20 protein-coding genes are annotated in these 21,461 nt (G+C 71.3%); 10 read left to right on the top strand and 10 right to left on the bottom strand.

Annotated elements, in window-relative coordinates; translation table 11 throughout:
• The first annotated feature begins 127 nt into the window (after positions 1-127).
• Positions 128-1,234, top strand: coding sequence for an ArsO family NAD(P)H-dependent flavin-containing monooxygenase (locus tag JR065_RS01915; RefSeq protein ID WP_206231616.1), 1,107 nt, complete (start codon positions 128-130; stop codon positions 1,232-1,234).
• Positions 1,235-1,699: 465 nt separating this feature from the next.
• Here the strand turns inward: JR065_RS01915 and JR065_RS01910 are convergent, their stop codons facing one another.
• Both JR065_RS01910 and JR065_RS01905 read right to left on the bottom strand, forming a co-directional pair.
• Positions 1,700-4,087, bottom strand: a complete 2,388-nt coding sequence (locus tag JR065_RS01910) for a TonB-dependent receptor (protein ID WP_206231615.1) — start codon at positions 4,085-4,087, stop codon at positions 1,700-1,702.
• Positions 4,088-4,539: 452 nt separating this feature from the next.
• Entirely contained in the window at positions 4,540-6,603 is a 2,064-nt protein-coding gene (locus JR065_RS01905; protein WP_206231614.1) for a TonB-dependent receptor, read from the bottom strand.
• 178 nt (positions 6,604-6,781) lie between these two features.
• Between JR065_RS01905 and JR065_RS01900 the strand changes: the two genes are divergently transcribed.
• Both JR065_RS01900 and JR065_RS01895 read left to right on the top strand, forming a co-directional pair.
• Positions 6,782-7,195 carry a MerC domain-containing protein gene (locus JR065_RS01900; RefSeq protein WP_206231613.1) on the top strand — a complete coding sequence of 138 codons (414 nt, stop codon included), beginning with the start codon at positions 6,782-6,784 and terminating at the stop codon, positions 7,193-7,195.
• 109 nt (positions 7,196-7,304) lie between these two features.
• Positions 7,305-7,484 carry a 30S ribosomal protein THX gene (locus tag JR065_RS01895; protein WP_206231612.1) on the top strand — a complete coding sequence of 60 codons (180 nt, stop codon included), beginning with the start codon at positions 7,305-7,307 and terminating at the stop codon, positions 7,482-7,484.
• Positions 7,485-7,800: 316 nt separating this feature from the next.
• Here JR065_RS01895 and JR065_RS01890 read toward each other — a convergent pair whose 3' ends face one another.
• The 3 genes from JR065_RS01890 to JR065_RS01880 all read right to left on the bottom strand — a co-directional run bounded on the left by JR065_RS01890 (position 7,801) and on the right by JR065_RS01880 (position 11,183).
• Positions 7,801-9,054 carry an ectonucleotide pyrophosphatase/phosphodiesterase gene (locus tag JR065_RS01890; protein WP_206231611.1) on the bottom strand — a complete coding sequence of 418 codons (1,254 nt, stop codon included), beginning with the start codon at positions 9,052-9,054 and terminating at the stop codon, positions 7,801-7,803.
• Between the two features lie 139 nt (positions 9,055-9,193).
• The gene (locus JR065_RS01885) at positions 9,194-9,718 is read right to left on the bottom strand and encodes a methylated-DNA--[protein]-cysteine S-methyltransferase (protein WP_206231610.1); all 525 of its coding nucleotides are present in this window, start codon (positions 9,716-9,718) and stop codon (positions 9,194-9,196) included.
• A complete protein-coding gene (locus JR065_RS01880) occupies positions 9,711-11,183 on the bottom strand; it encodes an AlkA N-terminal domain-containing protein (RefSeq protein WP_241093283.1) in 1,473 nt (490 codons plus the stop codon). Before JR065_RS01880 ends, JR065_RS01885 begins: the two co-directional genes overlap by 8 nt.
• A 305-nt stretch (positions 11,184-11,488) precedes the next feature.
• Here JR065_RS01880 and JR065_RS01875 point away from each other — a divergent pair, with 305 nt between their 5' ends.
• From JR065_RS01875 to ubiM, 5 genes are all read left to right on the top strand, one after another.
• Positions 11,489-12,568 carry a hypothetical protein gene (locus JR065_RS01875; RefSeq protein WP_241093282.1) on the top strand — a complete coding sequence of 360 codons (1,080 nt, stop codon included), beginning with the start codon at positions 11,489-11,491 and terminating at the stop codon, positions 12,566-12,568.
• A 93-nt stretch (positions 12,569-12,661) separates the two neighbouring features.
• On the top strand, positions 12,662-12,919 hold the full coding sequence (locus JR065_RS01870) for a hypothetical protein (protein WP_206231608.1): 258 nt from the start codon (positions 12,662-12,664) through the stop codon (positions 12,917-12,919).
• Between the two features lie 74 nt (positions 12,920-12,993).
• The gene (locus JR065_RS01865) at positions 12,994-13,467 is read left to right on the top strand and encodes a DUF4019 domain-containing protein (protein ID WP_206231607.1); all 474 of its coding nucleotides are present in this window, start codon (positions 12,994-12,996) and stop codon (positions 13,465-13,467) included.
• A gap of 51 nt (positions 13,468-13,518) precedes the next feature.
• Complete coding sequence (locus JR065_RS01860; RefSeq protein WP_206231606.1) at positions 13,519-13,908, top strand: MAPEG family protein; 390 nt, start codon at positions 13,519-13,521, stop codon at positions 13,906-13,908.
• Between the two features lie 144 nt (positions 13,909-14,052).
• Positions 14,053-15,240, top strand: coding sequence for a 5-demethoxyubiquinol-8 5-hydroxylase UbiM (gene ubiM / locus JR065_RS01855; protein ID WP_206231605.1), 1,188 nt, complete (start codon positions 14,053-14,055; stop codon positions 15,238-15,240).
• A 105-nt stretch (positions 15,241-15,345) separates the two neighbouring features.
• On the opposite strand, the gene JR065_RS01850 is transcribed toward ubiM, so the two are convergent.
• The 4 genes from JR065_RS01850 to JR065_RS01835 form a co-directional block, all read right to left on the bottom strand.
• On the bottom strand, positions 15,346-15,696 hold the full coding sequence (locus JR065_RS01850; RefSeq protein WP_206231604.1) for a hypothetical protein: 351 nt from the start codon (positions 15,694-15,696) through the stop codon (positions 15,346-15,348).
• A 58-nt stretch (positions 15,697-15,754) separates the two neighbouring features.
• Positions 15,755-15,976 carry an RNA-binding S4 domain-containing protein gene (locus tag JR065_RS01845; protein ID WP_206231603.1) on the bottom strand — a complete coding sequence of 74 codons (222 nt, stop codon included), beginning with the start codon at positions 15,974-15,976 and terminating at the stop codon, positions 15,755-15,757.
• 107 nt (positions 15,977-16,083) lie between these two features.
• Positions 16,084-16,731 carry a serine/threonine protein kinase gene (locus JR065_RS01840; protein ID WP_206231602.1) on the bottom strand — a complete coding sequence of 216 codons (648 nt, stop codon included), beginning with the start codon at positions 16,729-16,731 and terminating at the stop codon, positions 16,084-16,086.
• A gap of 19 nt (positions 16,732-16,750) precedes the next feature.
• A complete protein-coding gene (locus tag JR065_RS01835; protein ID WP_206231601.1) occupies positions 16,751-17,257 on the bottom strand; it encodes an RNA polymerase sigma factor in 507 nt (168 codons plus the stop codon).
• A gap of 157 nt (positions 17,258-17,414) precedes the next feature.
• Here JR065_RS01835 and JR065_RS01830 point away from each other — a divergent pair, with 157 nt between their 5' ends.
• Both JR065_RS01830 and JR065_RS01825 read left to right on the top strand, forming a co-directional pair.
• Entirely contained in the window at positions 17,415-19,415 is a 2,001-nt protein-coding gene (locus JR065_RS01830; RefSeq protein ID WP_206231600.1) for a DEAD/DEAH box helicase, read from the top strand.
• 145 nt (positions 19,416-19,560) lie between these two features.
• Entirely contained in the window at positions 19,561-20,280 is a 720-nt protein-coding gene (locus JR065_RS01825) for a pseudouridine synthase (protein WP_206231599.1), read from the top strand.
• Between the two features lie 27 nt (positions 20,281-20,307).
• Here the strand turns inward: JR065_RS01825 and JR065_RS01820 are convergent, their stop codons facing one another.
• Complete coding sequence (locus tag JR065_RS01820; protein ID WP_206231598.1) at positions 20,308-21,255, bottom strand: DMT family transporter; 948 nt, start codon at positions 21,253-21,255, stop codon at positions 20,308-20,310.
• Between the last annotated feature and the right edge of the window lie 206 nt (positions 21,256-21,461).

Genomic DNA, 21,461 nt, shown 5'->3' with positions numbered 1-21,461 from the left:
GACCAGCACTACCGCCAGGCGATCACCTCGGCCGGCTTCGGCTGCATGGCCGCGCTGGATGCCGAGCGTTTCCTGGAACAGGACGCGTGAAGCGCGGCGCGCACCTGGCCACGGCGGTGCGCGGCCGATGACGCGCGGCGCCGACGTGGCGGTGATCGGCGGCGGCCAGTCGGCGTTGGCCGCCGGTTACTTCCTCAAGCGCACCGGGCTGTCGTTCGTGCTGCTCGACGACCAGCCCGAGCCCGGCGGCGCATGGCTACACGCGTGGCCGTCGTTGCGCCTGTTCTCGCCGGCGGCCTACAACGCGTTGCCCGGCTGGCCGATGCCCGCGGGCGCCAGCGGCACGCCGACGCGCGAGGAGGTGGTCGCGTATCTGCGCGCCTACGAGCAGCGCTATGCGTTGCCGGTGCGGCGTCCGCTGTCGGTGCTGGCGGTGGAGCGGGGCGAGGACGGATTCCGGCTCCGCGATGCGTCCGGCGGCGTGCATGGGGCCAAGGCGGTGATCAGCGCCACCGGTACCTGGCGGCGGCCGTTCGTGCCGGCGTATCCGGGCGCGGACGCGTTCGCCGGCAGCCAGACCCATTCGGCGCACTACGCAGGCCCTGCCGCCTATGCCGGCAGGCGCGTGCTGGTGGTGGGCGGCGGCAATTCGGGCGCGCAGATCCTGGCCGAGGTGTCGCAGGTGGCGCAGACGCTGTGGGTCACCGCGCAGCCGCCGCGGTTCCTGCCCGACGACGTCGACGGCCGCGTGTTGTTCGAACGCGCCACCGAACGCTGGCGCGCGCAGCAGCAGGGCCGCGACCCGGCACCGCCGGCCGGCGGCTTCGGCGACATCGTGATGCTGCCGCCGGTGCGCCAAGCGCGTGCGCGCGGGGTGCTGGTGTCGCGCCCGCCGTTCGCGCGTTTCACCGCCACGGGCGCGGCCTGGGCCGATGGCACGCACGTGCAGTTCGATGCGGTGATCTGGTGCACCGGGTTCAAGCCGGCGCTGCAGCACCTGCAGGCGCTGGGCGTGGTCGATGCCGCCGGCCGGGTCGAGGTCGACGGCTCGCGCGCGCTGGCGCCGCCGGGGCTGTGGCTGCTCGGCTATGGCGACTGGTGCGGGATCGCGTCGGCGACGCTGGCCGGCGTGACCCGCGCCGCACGCGCGGCCGTGCAGCAGGTGCAGGCGTTCGTCGATGCTGGTGGTGGTGATGCCGACGCGCCGGTGGATGGAGTCGCACGCGGCCGCTAGCGCATTCCAACTCGAGTTCCAGCCCACGTGTTGGCGGTCGGCGAATTCGTGTAGCCAGTGCTGTAGCCAGCTCCCGCAAGGCTCGCGGTGAGCTCAATGGATGCAAGGGGGGAAGGGACTCCAGCCCCGCTTTGGCCGAAGTCGGTGCGGTTGCTGGCGGCGCTGGTCCCGGATTGCTCGCCGACGTCGGCCTGCTGCCGCCGGGCGTGCGCAACGAACGCGAGCCGCTTGCTCTACAAGGGCCGCAGTGCCGAATTGCTGTGGGGAGGGATTTCAACACGACAGGCTTCCCACGCCAGTTCCGGCCGATCCGGTGGCCTCCCGGATCGCTCTCTCGCCACGCGCCGATTAGTGTGAGGCGGCTGCGTTGGCTCGCGCCGCCGCGCACGCATAGTGCCAGTATCCGCATGACCGACCGGACGCGTCCGGCCGGCCATGCACAGGCGACGCTGGAAGGCCGAGGCCTTACCAGCGGTACGCCGCCGAGACCTGGTAGGTGCGCCCGGCGATCGGGCGGCCCATGAACACCCCGCCGGTGGCCGCGCCCGGCACGCGCACGTTGCCTTCGGTCAGGCCCAGTTCGTTGCTGACGTTGCTGCCGCTGGCGGTGACCTCCCAGTGGTCGCCCACGTGCAGGCTGGCGCCGACATCGATCATGTCGTAGGACGGCAGGCGCTGGGTGTTGGCCAGGTCGGCGAAGCGGTCGCCGATGTAGGAATAGGTGGCGAACAGCCGCAGGTCGCCGAACGGCAGCATCCAGTAGTAGCTGGGGGTGAGCCGGAACTGCCGCTTCGGCTGGCGCATCACCTGGTTGTCGGTGTACTCGCGGTAGTTGCGGTATTTCGCATCCAGCCACACGCCGGTGCCGGCCAGTTCGAAGCCGCCGAACGGGCGGATCGCGCCCTCCACTTCCACGCCGTAGGCGCGCGAGTCGCCGACCGCGGTGAAGTTGCTGCCGTCGGCCAGGAACGCCTGGTACGGCGAGTTCTTGAACGTGTTGTAGAACGCGGTCAGGTACAGGTCGTAGAGCTTGCTGCCGGACTTCAGGCCCAGTTCGTACTGGTCCACGTCCTGCACCTTGGTCTGGCCGTCGCGCAGGTTGTCGAAGCCGGGGAACTTGTAGCCGGAGTTGGCGCGCGCGAACAGGCTGTTGTTCTCGTTCAAGGTGAAGTTCACGCCCACCGTCCACGAGAACTCGTCGTCGTCCTGGTCGATGCGCCGGTAGCCGGGCAGCGAGATCGAGGTCGCGTTGTCGTAGAGCGTGTCCGGGTTGCCGTCCAGGTCCACCGTGGCGGTGTCGTGCACGGTGCCGTCCACGCTCTGCCGCTCGTAGCGCGCGCCCATGTCCAGGCGCACGCGGTCGTTGAGCTCCCACTCGTCGGCGACGAACAGCGCGGTGTTCTCGCCGTCGTAGTCGCCGCGCAAGGCGAAGAACGCGGTGCCGGTGAAGCCGTCGCGGGTCAGCTGGCGGCCGTCGGCCAGGGTCACGTCGATGCGCCGCGCGTGGTTCTGCGCGGTGAGCAGCATGTTGTTGCCCAGGTACCAGGTGTCCTTGGACGAGTACTTGGCGTAGTACAGGCCGACGGTGAAGGTGTTGCCGGCGAACAGCTCGCGGCTCAAGCGCAGGTCGTTGGTGAACGAGGACAGGTGCTTGTCCACGACCCACCAGCCGGCCTCGAGCACCTGCTGGTTCGGATCGACCGCGCCGCCGCCGTTGACGTAGCTCGCGCTGCCGCCGCCGAACTCGGCCAGGTAGGCGCCCAGGGTCTGCGGCGCATCGCCGGTGAACAGCGCGTTGGTCGGCGCGTCGCCGCCCATCACGTTGAAGCGGTCGCTGATCGTCCAGTCGCCCGCCTGCCAGTCCAGCGCGCCGCCGAACACATCGATGTTGATGCCGCGCCCGTCGGCCAGGTCGCGGGTGATGGTCTGCCCGCCCGGTCCCACCGGCAGCGTCACCACGCGGTAGTCGTTGCTCAGCAGCGTGCCGGTCTGCGCGTCGAGCCCGGGGAAGCTGGACAGGTCGTTGCCGTTGTTGCGCGAGAGCAGCGGGATGGCGGTGTAGAACGCGTTGTTGTCGTCGGTGTGGCGCGCGTAGAACGACAGTTCGCCGGTATCCCAGCGCTTGCTCAAGGTGGCGCTGAACTGGCCGCCCTTGTCGGCGGAGAACTGCGGGTCGCGCACGCCGTCGGTCTCGCGGAAGAAGCCGCCGATGCTGTAGTACCAGCCGTTGCCCATCGGCCCGCTGTTGAACAGGTCGATGCGGCGCAGGTTGTCGCTGCCGCCGGTCAGGCGCACGCTGCCTTCCGGCTCGTCCTGGCCCTTCTTCTGGATGAAGTTGACGGTGATGCCGGGCTGGCCGTTGGAGAAGATCGGGCTGGAGCCGCCGCGCAGCACTTCCATCCGCTCGATGGTGTCGTCGGTGCGGAACAGCGTGGAGTTCTCGAGGAACGACAGCGTCGGCGGCGGGAACAGCGGCGAGCCGTCCAGCTGCATCGTCACGAACGGCGCGTCGCCTTCGGAGGGCATGCCGCGCACGAAGATGTTGGCGCCGGTGCCGCCGCCGCTGGGCTCGGCCCACACCCCCGGCACGATCTTCAGCAGGTCCGCGGTGCTGCTCGGCACCGCCTGCTGGATCTGCTCCGGCGTGGCGGTGGTGATCGAGAAGCTGGTGTCGCGCTTGCGCAGTCCCTGGAAGCGGGCGGTGCCGCTGACCACGACGGTGTCCAGGGTGGTGGCGTCGGGTCGCGTGGCGGGCGCATCGGCGGGCGTGGCGGTCTGCGCCAGCGCGGGCGGCGCCAACAGGACGGCGGCGACGCACAGCGGCAGCAAGCGGTGGGGCAGGGCAGGCTTCATGAAGAATCTCTCCTTTCTTCATCCGAACGGTACGCCGGGCGTCGTCGCGGGCGCGATGTCGCGGAACCGGCCGGCATAGCGCGAAGCGGAGCGCATCGCGCAGTGCCTTTGTAACGCCGTTGGCCGGCGAAGTCGTTGTGCAGCGCGATAAGAGGCGCTTGCGTGACCGGTCGGCGGGCCCAGCGATGTCTGCTGCCGCCTTGCGGTATCCGTTGCAGGGCCCACACCGCGGGCCGTCCACGCGCCACCGCGCGGCGATGCCCTGGATCAGCCAGTCGGGCACGTGGGCGACGTCTGCCGGGCCCGCACCTTGCGGCAGTGGGCAGGATGGCCGGCTGCCGTCGCAACGCCGATGCGGCTGGGCCCCGGGCTTCCCTGGTGACGCGCTGCATGTGTGATAAAAAAAAGGCCGCCCGGGGGGGCGGCCTCACGCTCACGCGGGGAGTAACGCGTCAGAAAAACAGGCGCACGCCGAAGCTGGCGTTGCGGCCGGGCAGCATCACGTCGTCCTTCAGGAACGAGGTGTGCACGCGCGCGTCCTGGTCGGTCAGGTTGTTGCCGTCCAGGAACACTTCCCATGCGGTGGCACCGGCATCGACGTGGTAGGCCAGGTGCGCATCGACCAGCGTGTAGCCGTCGGTCGGAGTCTCGTCGACCGCCACCTTGTCCTGCTTCTGATAGCGGGTGGCACCGAGCGAGGCGCGCCAGTGGCTCGCGTCCCAGCGCAGCTGCGCGCCATAGCGCGCCGGCGCGATGCGCGGCAGGTTGCCGCCGTCCTTCAGCCGTGCGCGCACGGTGTCGCCGAACACGCGCAGGTCCCAGGCGCCGCTGTCGTTGTCGGCCAGGTGGAACGTCGCCTCGCCCTCGAAGCCGTGGAACACCGCGTCGGCCTGGGTCCACTGGCGGATCGGCAGGAAGTCGTTCTCCTCCTCGTGGAACCACTGCTCGCCGGTGTCGACGATGTAGATGAAATCGTCGTAGCGGTTGTAGTACGCCGAGACCTTGGCGTCCACCCAGTCGTTCTTGAAGTTCAGCCCCAGCTCGGCCTGGTTCGCCTTCTCGGTCTTCAGGTCGGCGTTGCCGATCTCGTAGGCGAGGGTGGCGATGTGCGGGCCGTCGGCGAACAGTTCCTCCTCGGCCGGCGCGCGCTCGGCGTGGTCCAGGTTGGCGGTCAGGCGCCACTGCTCGTTGAAGCGGAAACCGCCGCTGAGCGAGAAGCTCTTCGGGGTGAAGTCGCGGTCCACGCCGATGTCGGTTTCGTACTTGGTCTTGTCCACGCGCGCGCCGACCTCGGCGGTGACGCGCTCCCAGTTGTTGCGGGCCACGGCGAACACGCCGATGGCGCGGGTGTCGGTCTTGGGCACGAACGCTTCCTCGCCGATCGCCTGGAAGGTGGAATCGGTGCCCTGCACGCCGAAGGCGGTCTGCCAGCCGCCGCCGAAGGTGAAGGACGCCTCGACGCGGCCTTCGTTGGCACGCTTGTCGAACACCGTGCCCACTTCCTCGCCTTCGAACTCGGTGTGGCTGTAGTCGGTGTGGCCGAAGCTGAAGCGCAGCGCGCTGCCGTCGCCCCACGGATCGGTCAGGCCGCCCTTGAGCTCGTAGCGGTCCTGGTGCAGCTTCAGCGACACGCCGCGCTCGCCGGCGGCCGGGTCGCCGGGCTCGCCCGGGTTGCCGTAGTTGTCGCGGAAGCGCGAGGCCGACACGCCGACGAAGCCCCAGTCGCCGGACAGCGATGCGCCGATCGAGCCGACCTTGGAGTCGAGGAAGGAATTGGCCTGGCGCCCCTGCGGCGTGTCGTAGTCGTTCTGGTTGCGGTACACGCCGTCGGCGTGGATCGACAGGCCGCTGCCGTTGCCGGCATCGACGCGGAACATGTCGGTGTTGCCGTCCTTGTCGCCGCCGTCGACACGCACTTCGGCGCGACCGTGCACGCCGTCGACCGGGGTCTCGGCGATGCGCCCGTCGACCACGTTGACCACGCCGCCGATCGCGCCGGAGCCGTACAGCAGCGTGGACGGGCCCTTGAGCACTTCGATCTGGTCGGCCAGGAACGATTCCACCGCCGGCGAATGGTCCTGGCTGACGGTGGACACGTCCTGGGTCGACAGGCCGTCGCTGAGCACCGCCACGCGCGGGCCGTCCAGGCCGCGGATGATCGGGCGGCCCACGCCCGGGCCGAAATTGGAACTCTGCACGCCGGGCAGGCTGGCGACGGTCTCGCCGATGCTGGCGCCGCGGTTCTCGTCCAGGCGCTCGCCGGCCAGCACTTCCACCGGCTGGCTCAGGTCGCCGACGACATCGCGCAGCGGGCTGGCGGTGACCACCACCGCGTCCAGGTCCTTCACGTGGCGGTCCTGCGCACGCGCGGCGTTGCCATGGCGGCTGTCGCTGGACGGCGGCGCGTCGGCGTCGGCAGCGGCGGGCGCGTCGGCGGCGAGCGCCAGCGCCGGCGACAGCAGCGCGCCCAGGGCGACGGACAGGGTGGTGCGGCGGAGCAGGGAGCGAGAAGTCATGGGGCTTACCGGGAGGAGGAGGTGGTGTTACTTTGTATCAATTGACGGGGGCGGCTACGCGGTGCCGGACGAAGGACGGGCGGCGGCGAGCACGGACGGCGAATGGCGCAAGGCGGTGGCCTTCGCCAGGTTGAATGTTATATTATTCTATTACGACAATCACACTGTGCTGGAAGTCATGCCCCCTTCGATCGATGTCCGCGGTTTACTCGACCGGCTGGGCGCCACCGGTTCCCTGCTGTGCGCGGTGCATTGCGCGCTGCTGCCGCTGGCGCTGGCGGTGCTGCCGTCGCTGGGCCTGTCGGTGTGGCTGGGCGATGGCGTGGAGCGCAGCCTGGTGCTGTTCGTGACCTGCCTGGGCCTGTTCAGCCTGGTCCTGGGCTACCGCAAGCATCGCGCTTGGCAGGCACTGGGCCTGCTGGCGCTGGGCCTGTTGTCGCTGTGGGCCGGCATGCTGTACCCGCCGTTGCACGAGGCGGTGGGGCCGCACGCGGCGGTGATGACCTTCGGCGGCACCCTGGTGGGCCTGGCGCACCTGCTCAACCTGCGCCTCAACCACGGCCACGTGCACGACGCCAGCTGCGCGCACTGAGCGCACGTGATAGGCTTGCCGGCCTTGCGCGAGGACGCCGACGGCGTTGGCCTCGCCATACCCGTGCACAGCGCGGGGATTTCGCAATCACATTCAGGAGTCGAAGAGCATGGGTAAGGGTGACCGCAAAACCGCCAAGGGCAAGCGCTACAACGCCAGCTATGGCAATTCTCGCTTGCACAACGTCAAGGTGGCCGTGGGCGCCGCCGCGCCGGTCGCCAAGAAGGCCGTGACCAAGGCGCCGGCGAAGAAGGCCGTGGCCAAGAAGACGGTCGCCAAGGCCGGCTGAGCCTGGCCGACACGGTCGAGAAGAACGCGGCGCTTGCGCCGCGTTTTTTTTGGGCGGAACGGACCGGCCGACGGCATCGGAATCGTTGACCGGATCCGGCGGATCGCGGGCTGGATCATGTGCGCCCGCTCCAGGAACCTGTGGTGCACGCGGTGCCGACCTGGAAGCATTACATCGGTTCAGCCGCGCCGCTGTCTTCGCTCACGAAATTGGAAATCGGACCGGCGGCTCTTGAAAGCAGGACTCTCGGGATGGGACGCGCCGGCAAATCCCCCTCCCGAATCCCCAATCCCCAATCCCGGCGCGGCGCGCCGGCTCAGCGCAATGCCGGCAGCAGCGCCTGCGGATCGCCGTCGTTGGGCGCGGCGGGAATGCCGAGCAGGCGCGTCAGCAGCGGATACACGTCGACGTTGTCGATCGGCGGCAGCGTCGCGCCGCGGCGGAACGACGGGCCGCGCGCGACGAACACCGCGCGCATCGACGGCAGCGCCGGGTCGTAGCCGTGCGAGCCGCGCAGGCCGCTGCGCGGCTTCTCCGCGGCGCGCTCGGCCGGCAGCGCGTCCCAGCCCTCGTGCATCTGGCACACGATCGGCGGGATGCGCGCATTGCTGCCGTAGTGCCAGCGCGGCGGCAGTTCGGCCTTGCGCCAGCAGTCGTATTGGGGATGCGCGCCGAGCAGCCTGGCTTCGACCCTGGCCTGCTGCCCGGGCCGTGGCGCGATGCCGACCGACTGGCCGTAGCTGACCACCTCCGCTTCCTGCATCGACACCATGTCCTCGACGAGGACCACCTGCTGCGCCGGCACCGTGGCCATGCCGTGGTCGGACACCACGATCAGGTCGGTGCTGTCCAGCCGGCCGCGCTGCGCCAGGCCGTCCAGCAGGCGACCCAGCGCCGCATCCACGCGCTCGACGGTGCGCGCGTACTGCGCCGATTGCGGCCCGAAGTCGTGGCCGGCCTCGTCCACCTGTTCGAAGTACAGCGTGAGCAGGCGCGGCCGTCGCGGGCCGGCCTCGTCCATCCACGCCAGCACCTGGTCCACGCGCGCCTGCGGCGCGACGTCTTTGTCGAAGGCGTGGCGATGGCTCGGGCGCACGCCGCCGACCGCCGCGTCGCTGCCCGGCCAGGCCCAGCTCGCCGCGGGCAGGCCGGCCTTCTCGGCGCCGACCCAGATCGGTTCGCCGCCCCACCAGCGGCCGTCGCCGACCGCATCGCGGTCGCTGACCCGGAACGTGCCCAGCGCGGCGTCGCGCATGCTGTTGTGGACGATGCCGTGGTGGTCCGGACGCAACCCGGTGACGAGGGTGTAGTGGTTGGGAAAGGTCAGCGACGGATACGACGGCGTCATCCATTGCGCGCGCACGCCTTCGCGCGCCAGGCGCTCCAGGTTCGGGGCGATGCCGCGGTCCAGCGCGTCGGCGCGCAGGCCGTCGATCGACACCAGCAGCAGCGTCGGCGGTACGGCGGCGACGGTCGTGGCGACGGCGGTGGAGGGGCGGGGGGAGGTGGTGCAGGCACCGAGCAGCAGCGCCATTGCGGCGGCTGCGAAGCGAAGGGAAAGGGACGTCATCGCCGCATGATAAAGCGGCGGCGATGACCTGACGAAGACATCGCCGCGAGCGTGCAGTGCGGACGCTGCGCGGCGCGGCTTCGGCGCAGCGGCAACGGATGCCGCGCCGCCGCCACGCCCGCTGCCGTGCGCGCCGCGCTCAGTCGAACAGCGGCGCGGTGCGTCCTGGCGCGGTGCCGGTGCCGGCGCGTTCGAGCGCGAGCAGCGCGGCCTTGGTCGGCAGGCCGCCGCCGAAGCCGGTCAGCGCGCCGTTGGCGCCGATCACCCGGTGGCACGGCAGCACGATCGGCAGCGGATTGCGGCCGTTGGCGGCGCCGACGGCGCGCACCGCGCGCGGCTGGCCGATGTGCCGGGCCAGCTGCGCATAGCTCCACGTCGCGCCGAACGGGATGTCCGCCAGCGCCTGCCACACGCGGCACTGGAATTCGGTGCCGATCGGCGCCAGCGGCAGGTCGAACACGCTGCGCCGGCCGTCGAAGTAGGCCAGCAGCTGTTCGCGCGGCTCGCGCAGCGCCGCCGCGTCGCGGACCCAGCCGTCGCGGCCGCGCGCGTCGTAGCGGTTCTCCGGAAACAGGATGTGGTGCACGCCGCGGCGGCCGACCGCCACGGTCAGCATGCCGATCGGGGTGTCGAAGGCGTCGTAGTACAGGCGTTCGTCAGTCATCGTGGGTGTCCTCGGGGGGATCGCCGGCCAGGTGCCACAGCTGCAGCACGGCATAGCCGCGCCACGGCCGCCAGGCCTGGGCGCGGGCCTCGGTGGCGCGTTCGCTCAGCCGCGTGCCGCCACCGAGCACGCGTTGCAGGACCAGGTCGCCGGCGGGGAACGCGTCGGGCTGGCCGAGCGCGCGCAGCGCGATGTAGTGCGCGGTCCAGGCGCCGATGCCGGGCAGCGCGGTGGCGCGTTCGACGAACTCGCCCAGGCGCTGTCCGGCGCGGAAGTGCAGGCGGCCGTCGGCGGTGGCCGCGGCCAGCGCGCGGATCGTCGCGGCGCGGCTGCGCGGCAGGCCCAGGCTTTCCAGCGGCGCATCGCGCAACTGCTGCGGCGACGGGAACGCGCGGTCCAGGCCGGGCGGCTGGCCCGGGCGCACGCTGCCGTGGCGGTCGACCAGGCGCGCGGCGAGCGTGGCCGCGCCGGCCACGCTGACCTGCTGGCCGAGCACCGCGCGCACCGCCACCTCGAAGCCGTCCCAGCCGCCGGGCACGCGCAGTCCCGGGCGCCGCGCGATCGCGGTGGCCAGCACCGGGTCCTGGCCCAGCGTGGCGTGCACCGCGCGCAGGTCCGCGTCCAGGTCGAACAGGCGCCGCACCCGGCGCACGATGTCCGGGATCGCGCGCGGATCGGCGGCGACGATGCGCAAACGCAGTTCGTGGCGCTGCGGATCGGCGTCCACGACGATCCGCGTGGACGCATCGAGCGGGCCGAGCACGCGCTCGTAGCGGTCCTTGCCGATCCGCTCCAGGCCGGGGATGGCGCGCTTGCGCAGGAAGCCGAGCATCGCCGGGAAATCCAGCGGCGGCCGGTAGCCCAGCCGCAGCAGCAGTTCGCCGCCGGGCACCTCGGCGCGCTGCTTGCGGATCGCCGATGGCGGCATGCCGCAGCCTTCGGCGAACGCGGCGTTGAAGCGGCGCAGGCTGTTGAAGCCGGCCGCCAGCGCGACCTGGGTGATCGGCAGCGCGGTCTCGGTCAGCAGCTGCTTGGCCAGCAGCAGGCGCCGGGTGGCGTGCACCGCGGCCGGCGTGGCGCCCAGCTGGGCCAGGAACACCCGTTGCAACTGGCGCGCGCTCAGGCCGACGTCGCTGGCCAGCTGCTCGACGCTGGCGTCCTGCAGCGCGCCTTCGCTGATCAGCGCCAGCGCGCGCCGCACCGATTCCTCGCCCAGGTGCTGCTGCGCTTCCGGCGACAGCTCCGGGCGGCAGCGCAGGCACGGGCGGTAGCCGGCGGCGGCCGCGGCCGCGGCGGTGGGGTAGTAGCTGATGTTGCTGCGCTTGGGCGCCGGCGCCGGGCACACCGGCCGGCAGTAGATGCCGGTGCTGCGCACCGCGGTGAAGAACACGCCGTCGAAGCGCGCGTCGCGCGACTGGCGGGCGCGGTCGTAGAGGTCTTCGTTGGCGAGCGAGGCGGTGTGCATGGACGCAAGTCTAGTCCGCCGGCCGGCCCGGTACTGGCCGTTTTCGGACATGGATGCCTGACGCGGCAGGGGCCGCCCAGTGCGATGCGGCGCAGGCGATGGCGACGCGCGCGCCGCCGCGCTCAAGGCCGGCGCCGGCGCCGCGTTTGCTGGACAGAGGCATTGCCGGAACCCGGGTTCCTGCGGCGCAGCGGCAGGCGCTGTGGCGCGTCCGGTTTAGGCGCGGTTGGGTAGCGAATGGGCATCGGCACTAGACTAGCGGTCACTGCCTGCGTGTGGTTCGCGCCCGTTCCGGATCCTGAGCATTGCCTTCCCTGTCCAAATCCTGGTGGCTGTCGCTGTGTTGCCTGGGCCTGCTGTCCTGTCAGCAGAACGGCTCGCCCGGGGCCAGGACGGTCGCCGACAGCCCGCCGGGCGACGGCGACCACATGGTGTCGGTCGGCACGCCGCCGCCACCGCCGGTGCCGGCGCCACCGCCCAAGCGCGACAAGGACAGGGACGAATGGGCGCCAGTAGCGCTGGAGAACGGCCAGGCCTTCGTCAGCTGCGACACCGACTACGCCGCCGGCGAGGACGAGGGCGATGGCCCGGCATTGACCGGGCTGGACAAGCCCAGCATCGAAGCGGCGCTGGCGCCATGCCAGTCGCGCGGGCTGGTGCGGCTGCGCTACGAGGGCAAGATCAACGCCGGTTTCGCCGAGCTGGTGCGGCGGATGGCCGAGATCGCAGCGCGTGACGGCATCGGCAAGCGCGTGCTGGACCTGGACTCCAGCGGCGGCCAGGTCGAGGCGGCGATCCGCGCCGGCGATGCGATCGGCGAATCCAGCTGGACCATCTGGGTGCGCGAAGGCTCGATCTGCCACAGCGCCTGCGTGTTCGTGCTCGCCGCCGGCGACAACCGCCTGATCTCCGGCAAGGTCGGCATCCACCGCATGATGCGGATCAGCTCCACCGCGACCTCGCGCGCCGAGCTCAACCGCGAGCTGCAGGAGGTCTACGGCAGCGTCAAGGACTACCTGGAGCGCAACGGCGTGGCGGTCGCGGTGGCCGACCTGATGATGACCGTGCCCAACCGCAGCCTGCGCCTGCTCAGCGCCGACGAACTGAAGCAGTACGGCCTGGACGGCACCAACGCGGTGCAGGACGACCTGGAGCGGATCAAGCAGCTGCGCAAGTGCGGCGACGAATTCGTGCGGCGCAAGGACGCGTTCCTGGTCGCCTTCGACCAGGAGTGCAAGGCCAAGGCCGCGGACCTGGAGACGCTCACCGCCTGCGGCCAGGCGCTGAAGCGGCGCTTTGGCTTCCCCGACGAGGCCTGTCCGGCGGAAAGTCCGCTGTCGGAGATCGACGTGGCGACGCTGCCGCTGTCCTCGCCGGGCGCCTGAGGCCCGGCGCTCGGGAAGGGCACCGGTCGGCTTTCACGTCGCCGGCACCGCCCCGACGCTAGCGTCCGGGCCAATTACCTGGAGATGCTTGGCATGTCGGTCGGATCGAAGATGATGATGCGGCTGTACCTGCCGCCGGCGTTGCTGGTGTTGGCCGGGTTCCTGGCCGCGGAGCTGCTGCAGCGGCTGGCCACCGGCAGCCATGCGCAGACGCTGGCGCGTGCCGGCTCGCTGCTGAGCCTGGTGGCGCTGCTGCTCGGCACCGCATGGGCGCTGTGGGTCAGCTGGCGCGCCTGGCACCGGCAGCGCTACGCGGCGTCGGCCGCGCCGGCGCCGGGCGAGGAGCCTTGAGCCGTACCCGCCGCGCCGATCCCGTAGACTTGCCGCCCCGCGCGGCCGCCGCCGCGCGTTCCACGGAGAAGCCGATGTCCCCGCTGTTTCGCCTGTCGGCCGCGCTGCTGTGCATGCTGCCGCTCGCGCTGCCGGCGCAGCCCAAGGGCGCCGAGCCCGCGCCGGAGAATCCGCAACTGGTCAAGCAGGACGCGCAGATGGCGGCGGCCGGCCTGCGCGCCGCGCAGCTGGTCGACGCCGGACGCAGCGGCGAGCTGTGGGACGGCGCGTCGGAGGTGGCGAAGAAGGCGGTCACGCGCGAGGCCTTCGTGCGCCAGATCGGCGCCGAGCGCGCCCGGCTCGGCGCGCTGGTCGGGCGCGGCGTGGCCAGCGTGGCGCGGGTGCGCTACGGCGCCGGCGCGCAGGTGCCGGCCGGGGTCTACGTCAACGTCAGCTTCCCGAGCCGCTTCGCCAACGCGCCGCAACCGATACGCGAACTGGTGTCGCTGCGGCTGGACGACGACAAGACCTGGCGCGTGGTCGGCTATCACGTCGGCAGCGCGAACTGAACTCGTGCGCGGCCGTTTCGCCGCGTCGTTGCCCGTTTGTCTGGAGACGCCATGACCCTCGAGATGCGCATGCTGGCCTGGGCGTGCCTGCTCGGCATCGTCCAGTTGCTGCTCGCCGACGTTTTCGTCACCGCGCAACGCGGACTGAAGTGGAACGCGAGCGCGCGCGATGTGCCGCAGCCGCCGCCCAGCGGCGTGGCCGGGCGGCTGCAACGCGCGCTGCACAACTTCCTGGAGACTTTCCCGTTCTTCGCCGCGGCGGTGCTGGCGGTGGCGCTGACCCGGCGCGGCAGCGAGCACACCGAACTGGCGGCGCAACTGTATCTGTGGGCGCGGGTGCTGTACGTGCCGCTGTACGCGGCCGGCATTCCCTACCTGCGCAGCCTGGTATGGCTGGCGTCGCTGTGGGCGATCCTGCAGTTGCTGTGGGCGTTGCTGTAGCCGCAGCGGGAACGCGGGCAGTGGCGCGTGCCGTGAGCCCGGCGGGGCGCGCGGCTGCGACACGATGCCGCAGCGCTGATCCAGATCAAGGCGCGCTCGCGCGCCAGGTTTATGCTGGACCGGTCTGATACGAGGAACCGCAGCATGCACGTGGATATCGCCATCGTCGGTGCCGGCCCGGCAGGCCTTTGCTTCGCCCGCTCGCTGGCCGGCAGCGGGCTGTCGCTGGCGCTGATCGACCCGCAACCGCGCGCGGTGCTGGCCGCGGCCGCCTTCGACGGCCGCGAGATCGCGCTGACCCACGCCTCGCGTGCGCTGCTGGAACAGCTGGATGTCTGGTCGCGGATCGATCCGGAGGACATCTCGCCGCTGCGCGACGCGCGGGTGATGAACGGGCCGTCGCCGTTCGCGCTGACCTTCGCCCCGACCCAGCGCGAGCGCGGCGACCTGGGCTGGCTGGTGCCGAACCATCTGATCCGCCGCGCCGCGTTCGACGCGGTGCAGTCGCAGGCCGGGGTGACGCTGCTCGACGGCGTGTCGGTCACCGCCGTGCGCACCGACGACGCCTGCGCGCAGCTGGAGCTGTCCAACGGCGAGCGCCTGGAGGCGCAGCTGGTGGTCGCGGCCGACAGCCGGCACTCGCCGACCCGGCGGATGATGGGCATCGGCGCGAACCTGCGCGATTTCGGCAAGACCATGCTGGTGTGCCGGATGCGCCATGAGCGCCCGCATCACCACGCCGCCTGGGAATGGTTCGGCTACGGCAAGACCCTGGCGCTGCTGCCGCTGCATGGCCGGCAGGCGTCGGCGGTGCTGACCCTGCCGCCGCGCCGCGCGCAGGCGCTGCTGGAGATGGATGCCGACGCGCTGGGCGCGCAGATCACCGAATACTTCGAACACCGGCTCGGCGCGATGCAGCCGATCGCCGCGGCGCAGGCCTATCCGCTGGTGGCGGTGTACGCGCAGCGTTTCGCCGCACGGCGCTATGCGCTGATCGGCGACGCGGCGGTGGGCATGCACCCGGTCACCGCGCACGGCTTCAATTTCGGATTGCAGAGCCAGGCACGGCTGGCGCGCGCGCTGTACGAGGCGCTGCGCCACGGCCGCGACATCGCCGCGCCGGCGCTGCTCGCCGGCTACGAACGCGGCCACCGGCTGGCCACCCGGCCGTTGTACGAGGCCACCAATGCCATCGCCGCGCTGTACACCGACGACCGCCTGCCGGCGCGCGCGCTGCGCAACGCGGCCTTGCGCGTGGCCGACCGGGTGGGTCCGTTCAAGCGCGCGATCGCCGCGCACCTGACCCAGCGCGACGCGGCCTGGGCGCGCTGAGCGAGCGGGGTAACGGCCGGAGGGGCTGCAGGCCGCGGCCGCCGATGGCCTGTCGCGGATGCGGTTCGTTCCAAGATCGCGGCTTCGCTGGTCGTGCGCGCGAGGCTAGCGGGCGTTGTCGGCGCCGCGGCGGATGGCCGGGCGGCGTTCGGCCGCCTCGGCGATGATCCAGGCAAGCGCCGCCTGCACGTCGCCGGAGCGCTGCGCCGCCTCGATCGGCGCGATGGCCCATGCGCAGCCGGCGCGGCGCAGGTGCAGGCGCCAGTCGCCGCGCCAGCCCTCCAGCTCGTCCAGGCCCAGGAATATCGCGCCGCCGCGATCGCCATGCCCGCCATGGATGGACTGCGACAGGCAGAACGGACGCGCCGCGTCCGGGTCGATCGACAACCCGTACACGTCGTGCAGCGGATCGTCCGGCGACGGCGCGATGTTGCGCGCGCCGATGTCGATCAACATGCCGCGGCGGCCGCCGAGGGCCGGGCGGAACGCGCCACGCCGGCGGCGCGGCGCCCGCTCACAGCTTGCCCAGCACCTGGATCTGCACGTCGCCCAGCTGCACCCGCTGGCCCGCGCGGATCTTGCACGCCTTGCGCAGTTCCACCTCGCCGTCGACGAGCACCTGGCCTTCGCTGATGACGGTCTTGGCCGCGCCGCCGCTGTCGCACACGCCGGTCAGCTTCAGCAGGTGCTTGAGTTCGACGTAGTCACTTTCCAACTGTAGATCGATGGTTTGCATGGGGGGCCGCTCTGAAATCGGCGCCCATTGTCGGTCATCCGTGCGCGAAACGCTCGATTTCCTTGCGTAGCGCCTGCGCGCCGCGCGTACTGCGCGCGATATCGGGCTCAATCGCGCTGGAACCGCGCCACGTCCTCGAGCACCCGGCCGGCCTTGTGCAAGCTATGTCCGCCCAGGCCCATGTCGACGATCCGTGCCAGCCGCGGCCGGCCGGGATCGCGCGACCAGCGATAGAGCCACGCGCTCAGCGCGATGCCCGCCACGCCTACGCCGAGCCCGGTCCAGACCATCCCCGGCGCCCTCGCCGCCAGGTCGATGCCCGCGAGCGCGCCGAGCGCCATCAACACCGGTACCCACAGCAGCCACCACGACAGGCCGCAGAGCAGGCCACTGCCGACGTACCAGCGTCGGGTGCGCGCGATCTGGCGCTGGATGTCCAGTACCGGGGCGCCGTAGTCGATGCGCAGCAGCCGGCCCAGGACGATGCCGGCCATCGCCACCGTGACCACGCCGTAGGCATGCACTGCCACGCCGGCGGCGATCAGGTGCGCCGGCAGCGCGCCGCGGCTCCACAGCGCGGCGGCCAGCGCGATGCAGCACAGGCCGAACGGGATCTGCAGGACCTGGCCCCAGAACAGCGGGCGCAGGCTGCCGCGCACGCGCTGCTGGACCAGCTGCTGCAGGTGCAGGTCGTCGTGGCGTTGCAGGCGCCGCTCCAGCGCCTGCCAGGCGTGTTTCAGTTCGTCGGGTTGCATGATGGGGTCCTGTGCCGGATCAGAGTTCGTCGCGGAGGCGTTGCTTGAGGCGGCCGATCTTGGTGGAGACGTTGCTCTCGCCGATGCCGAGGATCTCTGCGATCTCGCGCTGCGGGCGGTCGTCCAGGTACAACAGCAGCAGTGCCCGCTCCAGCGGCGGCTGCTGGGCGATGAAGCGGTACAGCGCCTGCACTTGCCGTTCGCGCTCCGGGTCGGCGGCATGCGGGTCGGCGAGGTCCAGCTCCTCCAGCGGCAGGGTCTGGCGATGCGCCCGGCTGCGCCCGCGCAGGTCGCCGATCGCCACGTTCAGCGCGATCCGGTACAGCCAGGTGGAGAACGCCCGCTGCCGGTCGTAGCGTGGGAAGGCGCGCCAGGCCTGGGCCGCGATCTCCTGGATCAGGTCGGCGCGATCGTCGGGGTGCCGGCAGTAGCTGCCGGCGACCTTGGCCGCGATGCCGCGGTGGGCCTGGAACAGCGTGGCGAAGTCGTCCAGGGGCGGTGCGGCGGGAGCGGGGGCGTCGGGCATGGGCGGGTCGCGGAAGAATCTGGAAGGTGATTCGCGGCGCGGCGGCGTTCCTCACGCCTGAACGGCAATTTCACCCGCTTTCGACACGCGGCCATTCAGGGCGCACAATATGCTCCTTTGCGCCAGCCGGTTCTCTGCGGCGCCCCCGGAGTCTCCCATGTCCCAAGATACCCCCGCGCCGCTGCTGTTCGCAGATCTCGGCCTCTCGCCTGCTGTGATGAAAGCCGTCGTCGATGTCGGCTACGAGTCGCCGTCGCCGATCCAGGCCGCCACCATTCCCGCGCTGATCAGCGGCCGCGACCTGCTCGGCCAGGCCCAGACCGGCACCGGCAAGACCGCCGCGTTCGCGCTGCCGATCCTGTCGCGGCTGGACTTCAGCCAGCGCAAGCCGCAGGCGCTGGTGCTGGCGCCGACGCGCGAGCTGGCGATCCAGGTGGCCGAGGCGTTCCAGCGCTACGCCTCGGCGATCCCCGGCTTCCACGTGTTGCCGGTATACGGCGGCCAGCCCTACGTGCAGCAGCTGTCGGCGCTCAAGCGCGGCGTGCACGTGGTGGTGGGCACCCCGGGCCGGGTCATCGATCACCTCGAGCGCGGCACCCTGGACCTGTCGGAGCTGAAGACGCTGGTGCTGGACGAGGCCGACGAGATGCTGCGCATGGGCTTCATCGACGACGTGGAGGCGGTGCTGAAGAAGCTGCCGGCCTCGCGCCAGGTGGCGCTGTTCTCGGCGACGATGCCGTCGGCGATCCGGCGCATCGCCCAGACCTACCTCAACGATCCGGCCGAAGTCACCATCGCCTCCAAGACCACCACGTCGGCGAACATCCGCCAGCGCTTCTGGTCGGTGAGCGGGATGCAGAAGCTCGATGCGCTGACCCGCATCCTGGAAGTGGAACCGTTCGACGCGATGATCGTGTTCGCGCGGACCAAGGCCGGCACCGACGAACTGGCGCAGAAGCTGCAGGCGCGCGGGCTGGCCGCCGCGGCGATCAACGGCGACATCCAGCAGGCGCAGCGCGAGCGGGTGATCCAGCAACTCAAGGACGGCAAGCTCGACATCCTCGTGGCCACCGACGTGGCCGCGCGCGGGCTGGACGTGGAGCGCATCAGCCACGTGCTGAACTACGACATCCCGTACGACACCGAAAGCTACGTGCACCGCATCGGCCGCACCGGGCGCGCCGGACGCAGCGGCGAGGCGATCCTGTTCGTCAGCCCGCGCGAGAAGGGCATGCTGCGCGCGATCGAGCGCGCCACCCGGCAGCCGATCGAGGAAATGCAGCTGCCCAGCGTGGAAGCGGTCAACGACCAGCGCGTGACCCGTTTCATGGAGAAGATCAGCGAGACCATCGCCGCCGGCGGCATCGAGCTGTACCGCGACCTGGTGCAGCGCTTCGAGACCGAGCGCAACGTGCCGATGGTGGAGGTGGCCGCCGCGCTGGCGCGCCTGCTGCAGGGCGATGCGCCGCTGCTGCTGGCGCCGGAGCGTCCGCGCCCGCCGCAGGGCGAGCGCTTCGAGCGCCCGGGCGCGCCGCGTGAACGCACCGACCGCGGCGAGCGCCCGGAACGGGCCAAATTCGAACCCAAGTTCGACCGCGAGGCGCGCCCGCCGCGCCGCGACGAGGGCGAACGCGCGCCGCGTCCGCCGCGCCCGGCGCCGGCGCAGGGCGCCGACTTCGACTACCAGCGCGACGTCGGCAGCTTCGAGGCGCCGCGCCGCGACAAGGCGCCCAAGGCGCCGCGCGGCGAGCCGGAAGTGGGCATGGAGACCTACCGCATCGAGGTCGGCCACCAGCACGGGGTCAAGCCGGCCAACATCGTCGGCGCGATCGCCAACGAGGCCGGCCTGGAGAGCAAGTACATCGGCCGCATCGACATCCACGACGACCATTCGGTCCTGGACCTGCCGGCGGACATGCCGCGCGAGCTGCTGACCCACCTGAAGAAGGTCTGGGTCTCCGGGCAGCAGCTGCAGATGCGCAAGCTCGACGGCAGCGACGGCGAGGGCCAGCCGTTCAAGCCGAAGTTCGCGCGCGCCGCGGGCAAGCCGGGCGGCCGCCCGAACGCGGCCGGTCCGCGCCCGTCCGGCGCGGCCACCCGCTTCGCCGACAAGGCCGGCGGCGAACGCCCGCCGCGCAAGGGTCCGCCGAAGCGCTGAACGGATGAATCGGGGAGCGCCAGACTCCCCGCGACACGGCTACCTACGGCGGGGGTGTGTCAGCCGCCGTCGCAGCCATCGTGGCCGCCAGCTGCAGCTGCCGATAACCCGCTCTTCCGAGTCCCCAGTCCCGAGTCCCGGCCCCATGTCCATCCGCCTCAACAAGCACATCGCCGAGACCGGCTTCTGCTCGCGCCGCGAGGCCGACCGGCTGATCGCCGAGCGCCGCGTCACCGTCAACGGCGTGCCCGGTGGCGTGGGCGCGGTGGTGGGCGAGGGCGACGAGGTCAAGGTCGACGGCCAGCCGTTGCGCGCGCGCGCCAAGCACAAGACCGGCCGCCGCCACGTCTACATCGCGCTGAACAAGCCGGTGGGCGTGACCTGCACCACCGAGAGCGCGGTCAAGGGCAACATCGTCGATTTCGTCGGCCACGAGCAGCGCATCTTCCCGGTCGGGCGCCTGGACAAGGAGTCCGAAGGGCTGATCCTGCTGACCAGCAACGGCGACATCGTCAACGAGATCCTGCGCGCGGAGAACCGCCACCAGAAGGAATACCTGGTGGCGGTGAACAAGCCGGTGACCGACGAGTTCCTGCGCGGCATGGCGCGCGGCGTGCGCGTGCACAACGAGATGACGCTGCCGTGCCGCACCGCGCGGATCGCCAAGTTCGGCTTCCGCATCGTGCTCGAGCAGGGCCTGAACCGGCAGATCCGGCTGATGGCGGCCGCGTTCGACTACCGCGTCACCCAACTGCGCCGGGTGCGCATCGACAACATCAAGCTCGGCGCGCTCAAGCCCGGGCAATGGCGCAACCTCACCGACCCGGAACTGCGCGGCCTGCTGCCGCAGCGCGACGCGTTCTGAGCGCGGCGGCCGCGCCGTGCGGCCGGTTCAATCGACCGCGTTCTTGGCCTCGGAGGTCGCCAGCACTTGCGGATGCCGCAGCGGCCGCGTGCGGGTCAGCCACGGGTGCAGGAACACCGCGCCGAGGATCACCGCCACGCCCAGGTAGAACAGCGCGGTGAGCTCCTTCTGCTCGTCCAGCAGCACGATGGCGAACACGATCGCGTAGACCGGCTCCAGGTTGGTGACCAGTTGCACCGCGTAGGCGCTGAGCCGGCGCAGCGCGACCAGCGCCAGCGCAAACGGCAGCAGCGTGCACAGCAGCGCCAGCGCCAGCAGCAGCGCGGTATCGTGCAGGCCCGGCAGCACCAGCAGCGGCCCGCTCAGCGACGGCAGCACGAACGGCAGCAGCGGCGCCAGCAGGGTCAGGGTCACGGTGCCGGCGCCGAGCTCCAGCGCGGTGACGGTCAGCGGATCGGCGTGGTCGACCAGGCGCTTGTTGAGCGAGCCGAACGCGGCGACCAGCAGCGCCGACACCGCCCCGATCACCACGCCGCTGCGCATGCCGTGCGGCACGCCGCCGACCACCAGCGCCACGCCGGGCAGCACCGCCAGGCCGAAGGCCAGTTCGCTGGGACGGAACGGGCGCTTGGCCACCCACGGCTCGATCACCGCGGTGAACACCGGCGCCAGCGCGATGCAGGTGGCCGCGACCGAGGCGTTGGCGAGCTTGATCGCGCCATAGAAGGTCAGCCAGTGCAGCCCGACCAGCGCGCCCACCAGCGCGTAGCCCAGCAGCAGCTTCGGCGTCAGCGCGGCCAGTCCGCGCCATACCCGCGGCAGCAGCGCCAGCGCGGCGACCACGATCAGCATCCGCCACCACACCAGCGGCAGCGCCGGCAGCGTGATCAGCTTGCCGAGGATCGCGGTGATGCCCCACAGCAGCACGCAGAAATGGATTTGCAGCTGGGCCTTGGTGGTGGGGGAAATGGGCATCGCGGTATTGTCGCGCAAACTGGCGGGGGAGCCGGGACTCGGGACTCGGGACTGGGGACTCGGAACGGCGCTGCGTCGGTATGCGGATCGCGTGGAGCGGGGATCTGGTGGCTTTCGGCGTGAGGGCGCTTCCTGAAAGTTTCGGTCCATTTGCGGAAGATGTCCGCGCGCGAACGGCAAACCGGCATTGGTTGGACGCGCGGTCT

This window comes from Xanthomonas sp., assembly GCF_017163755.1.
Taxonomy (GTDB): Bacteria; Pseudomonadota; Gammaproteobacteria; order Xanthomonadales; family Xanthomonadaceae; genus Xanthomonas_A.
This window is presented reverse-complemented; position numbering and strand designations above follow the sequence as displayed.

Coding starts and splice junctions, on each gene's coding strand:
- JR065_RS01840 (WP_206231602.1), bottom strand. CDS start 16,731: ATGCAACCCGACGAACTGAAACACGCCTGGCAGGCGCTGGAGCGGCGC.
- JR065_RS01820 (WP_206231598.1), bottom strand. CDS start 21,255: ATGCCCATTTCCCCCACCACCAAGGCCCAGCTGCAAATCCATTTCTGC.
- JR065_RS01895 (WP_206231612.1), top strand. CDS start 7,305: ATGGGTAAGGGTGACCGCAAAACCGCCAAGGGCAAGCGCTACAACGCC.
- JR065_RS01905 (WP_206231614.1), bottom strand. CDS start 6,603: ATGACTTCTCGCTCCCTGCTCCGCCGCACCACCCTGTCCGTCGCCCTG.
- JR065_RS01865 (WP_206231607.1), top strand. CDS start 12,994: ATGTCCCCGCTGTTTCGCCTGTCGGCCGCGCTGCTGTGCATGCTGCCG.
- JR065_RS01850 (WP_206231604.1), bottom strand. CDS start 15,696: ATGTTGATCGACATCGGCGCGCGCAACATCGCGCCGTCGCCGGACGAT.
- JR065_RS01845 (WP_206231603.1), bottom strand. CDS start 15,976: ATGCAAACCATCGATCTACAGTTGGAAAGTGACTACGTCGAACTCAAG.
- JR065_RS01830 (WP_206231600.1), top strand. CDS start 17,415: ATGTCCCAAGATACCCCCGCGCCGCTGCTGTTCGCAGATCTCGGCCTC.
- JR065_RS01910 (WP_206231615.1), bottom strand. CDS start 4,087: ATGAAGCCTGCCCTGCCCCACCGCTTGCTGCCGCTGTGCGTCGCCGCC.
- JR065_RS01880 (WP_241093283.1), bottom strand. CDS start 11,183: ATGCACACCGCCTCGCTCGCCAACGAAGACCTCTACGACCGCGCCCGC.
- JR065_RS01885 (WP_206231610.1), bottom strand. CDS start 9,718: ATGACTGACGAACGCCTGTACTACGACGCCTTCGACACCCCGATCGGC.
- JR065_RS01890 (WP_206231611.1), bottom strand. CDS start 9,054: ATGACGTCCCTTTCCCTTCGCTTCGCAGCCGCCGCAATGGCGCTGCTG.
- JR065_RS01915 (WP_206231616.1), top strand. CDS start 128: ATGACGCGCGGCGCCGACGTGGCGGTGATCGGCGGCGGCCAGTCGGCG.
- JR065_RS01860 (WP_206231606.1), top strand. CDS start 13,519: ATGACCCTCGAGATGCGCATGCTGGCCTGGGCGTGCCTGCTCGGCATC.
- JR065_RS01870 (WP_206231608.1), top strand. CDS start 12,662: ATGTCGGTCGGATCGAAGATGATGATGCGGCTGTACCTGCCGCCGGCG.
- JR065_RS01825 (WP_206231599.1), top strand. CDS start 19,561: ATGTCCATCCGCCTCAACAAGCACATCGCCGAGACCGGCTTCTGCTCG.
- ubiM (WP_206231605.1), top strand. CDS start 14,053: ATGCACGTGGATATCGCCATCGTCGGTGCCGGCCCGGCAGGCCTTTGC.
- JR065_RS01835 (WP_206231601.1), bottom strand. CDS start 17,257: ATGCCCGACGCCCCCGCTCCCGCCGCACCGCCCCTGGACGACTTCGCC.
- JR065_RS01900 (WP_206231613.1), top strand. CDS start 6,782: ATGCCCCCTTCGATCGATGTCCGCGGTTTACTCGACCGGCTGGGCGCC.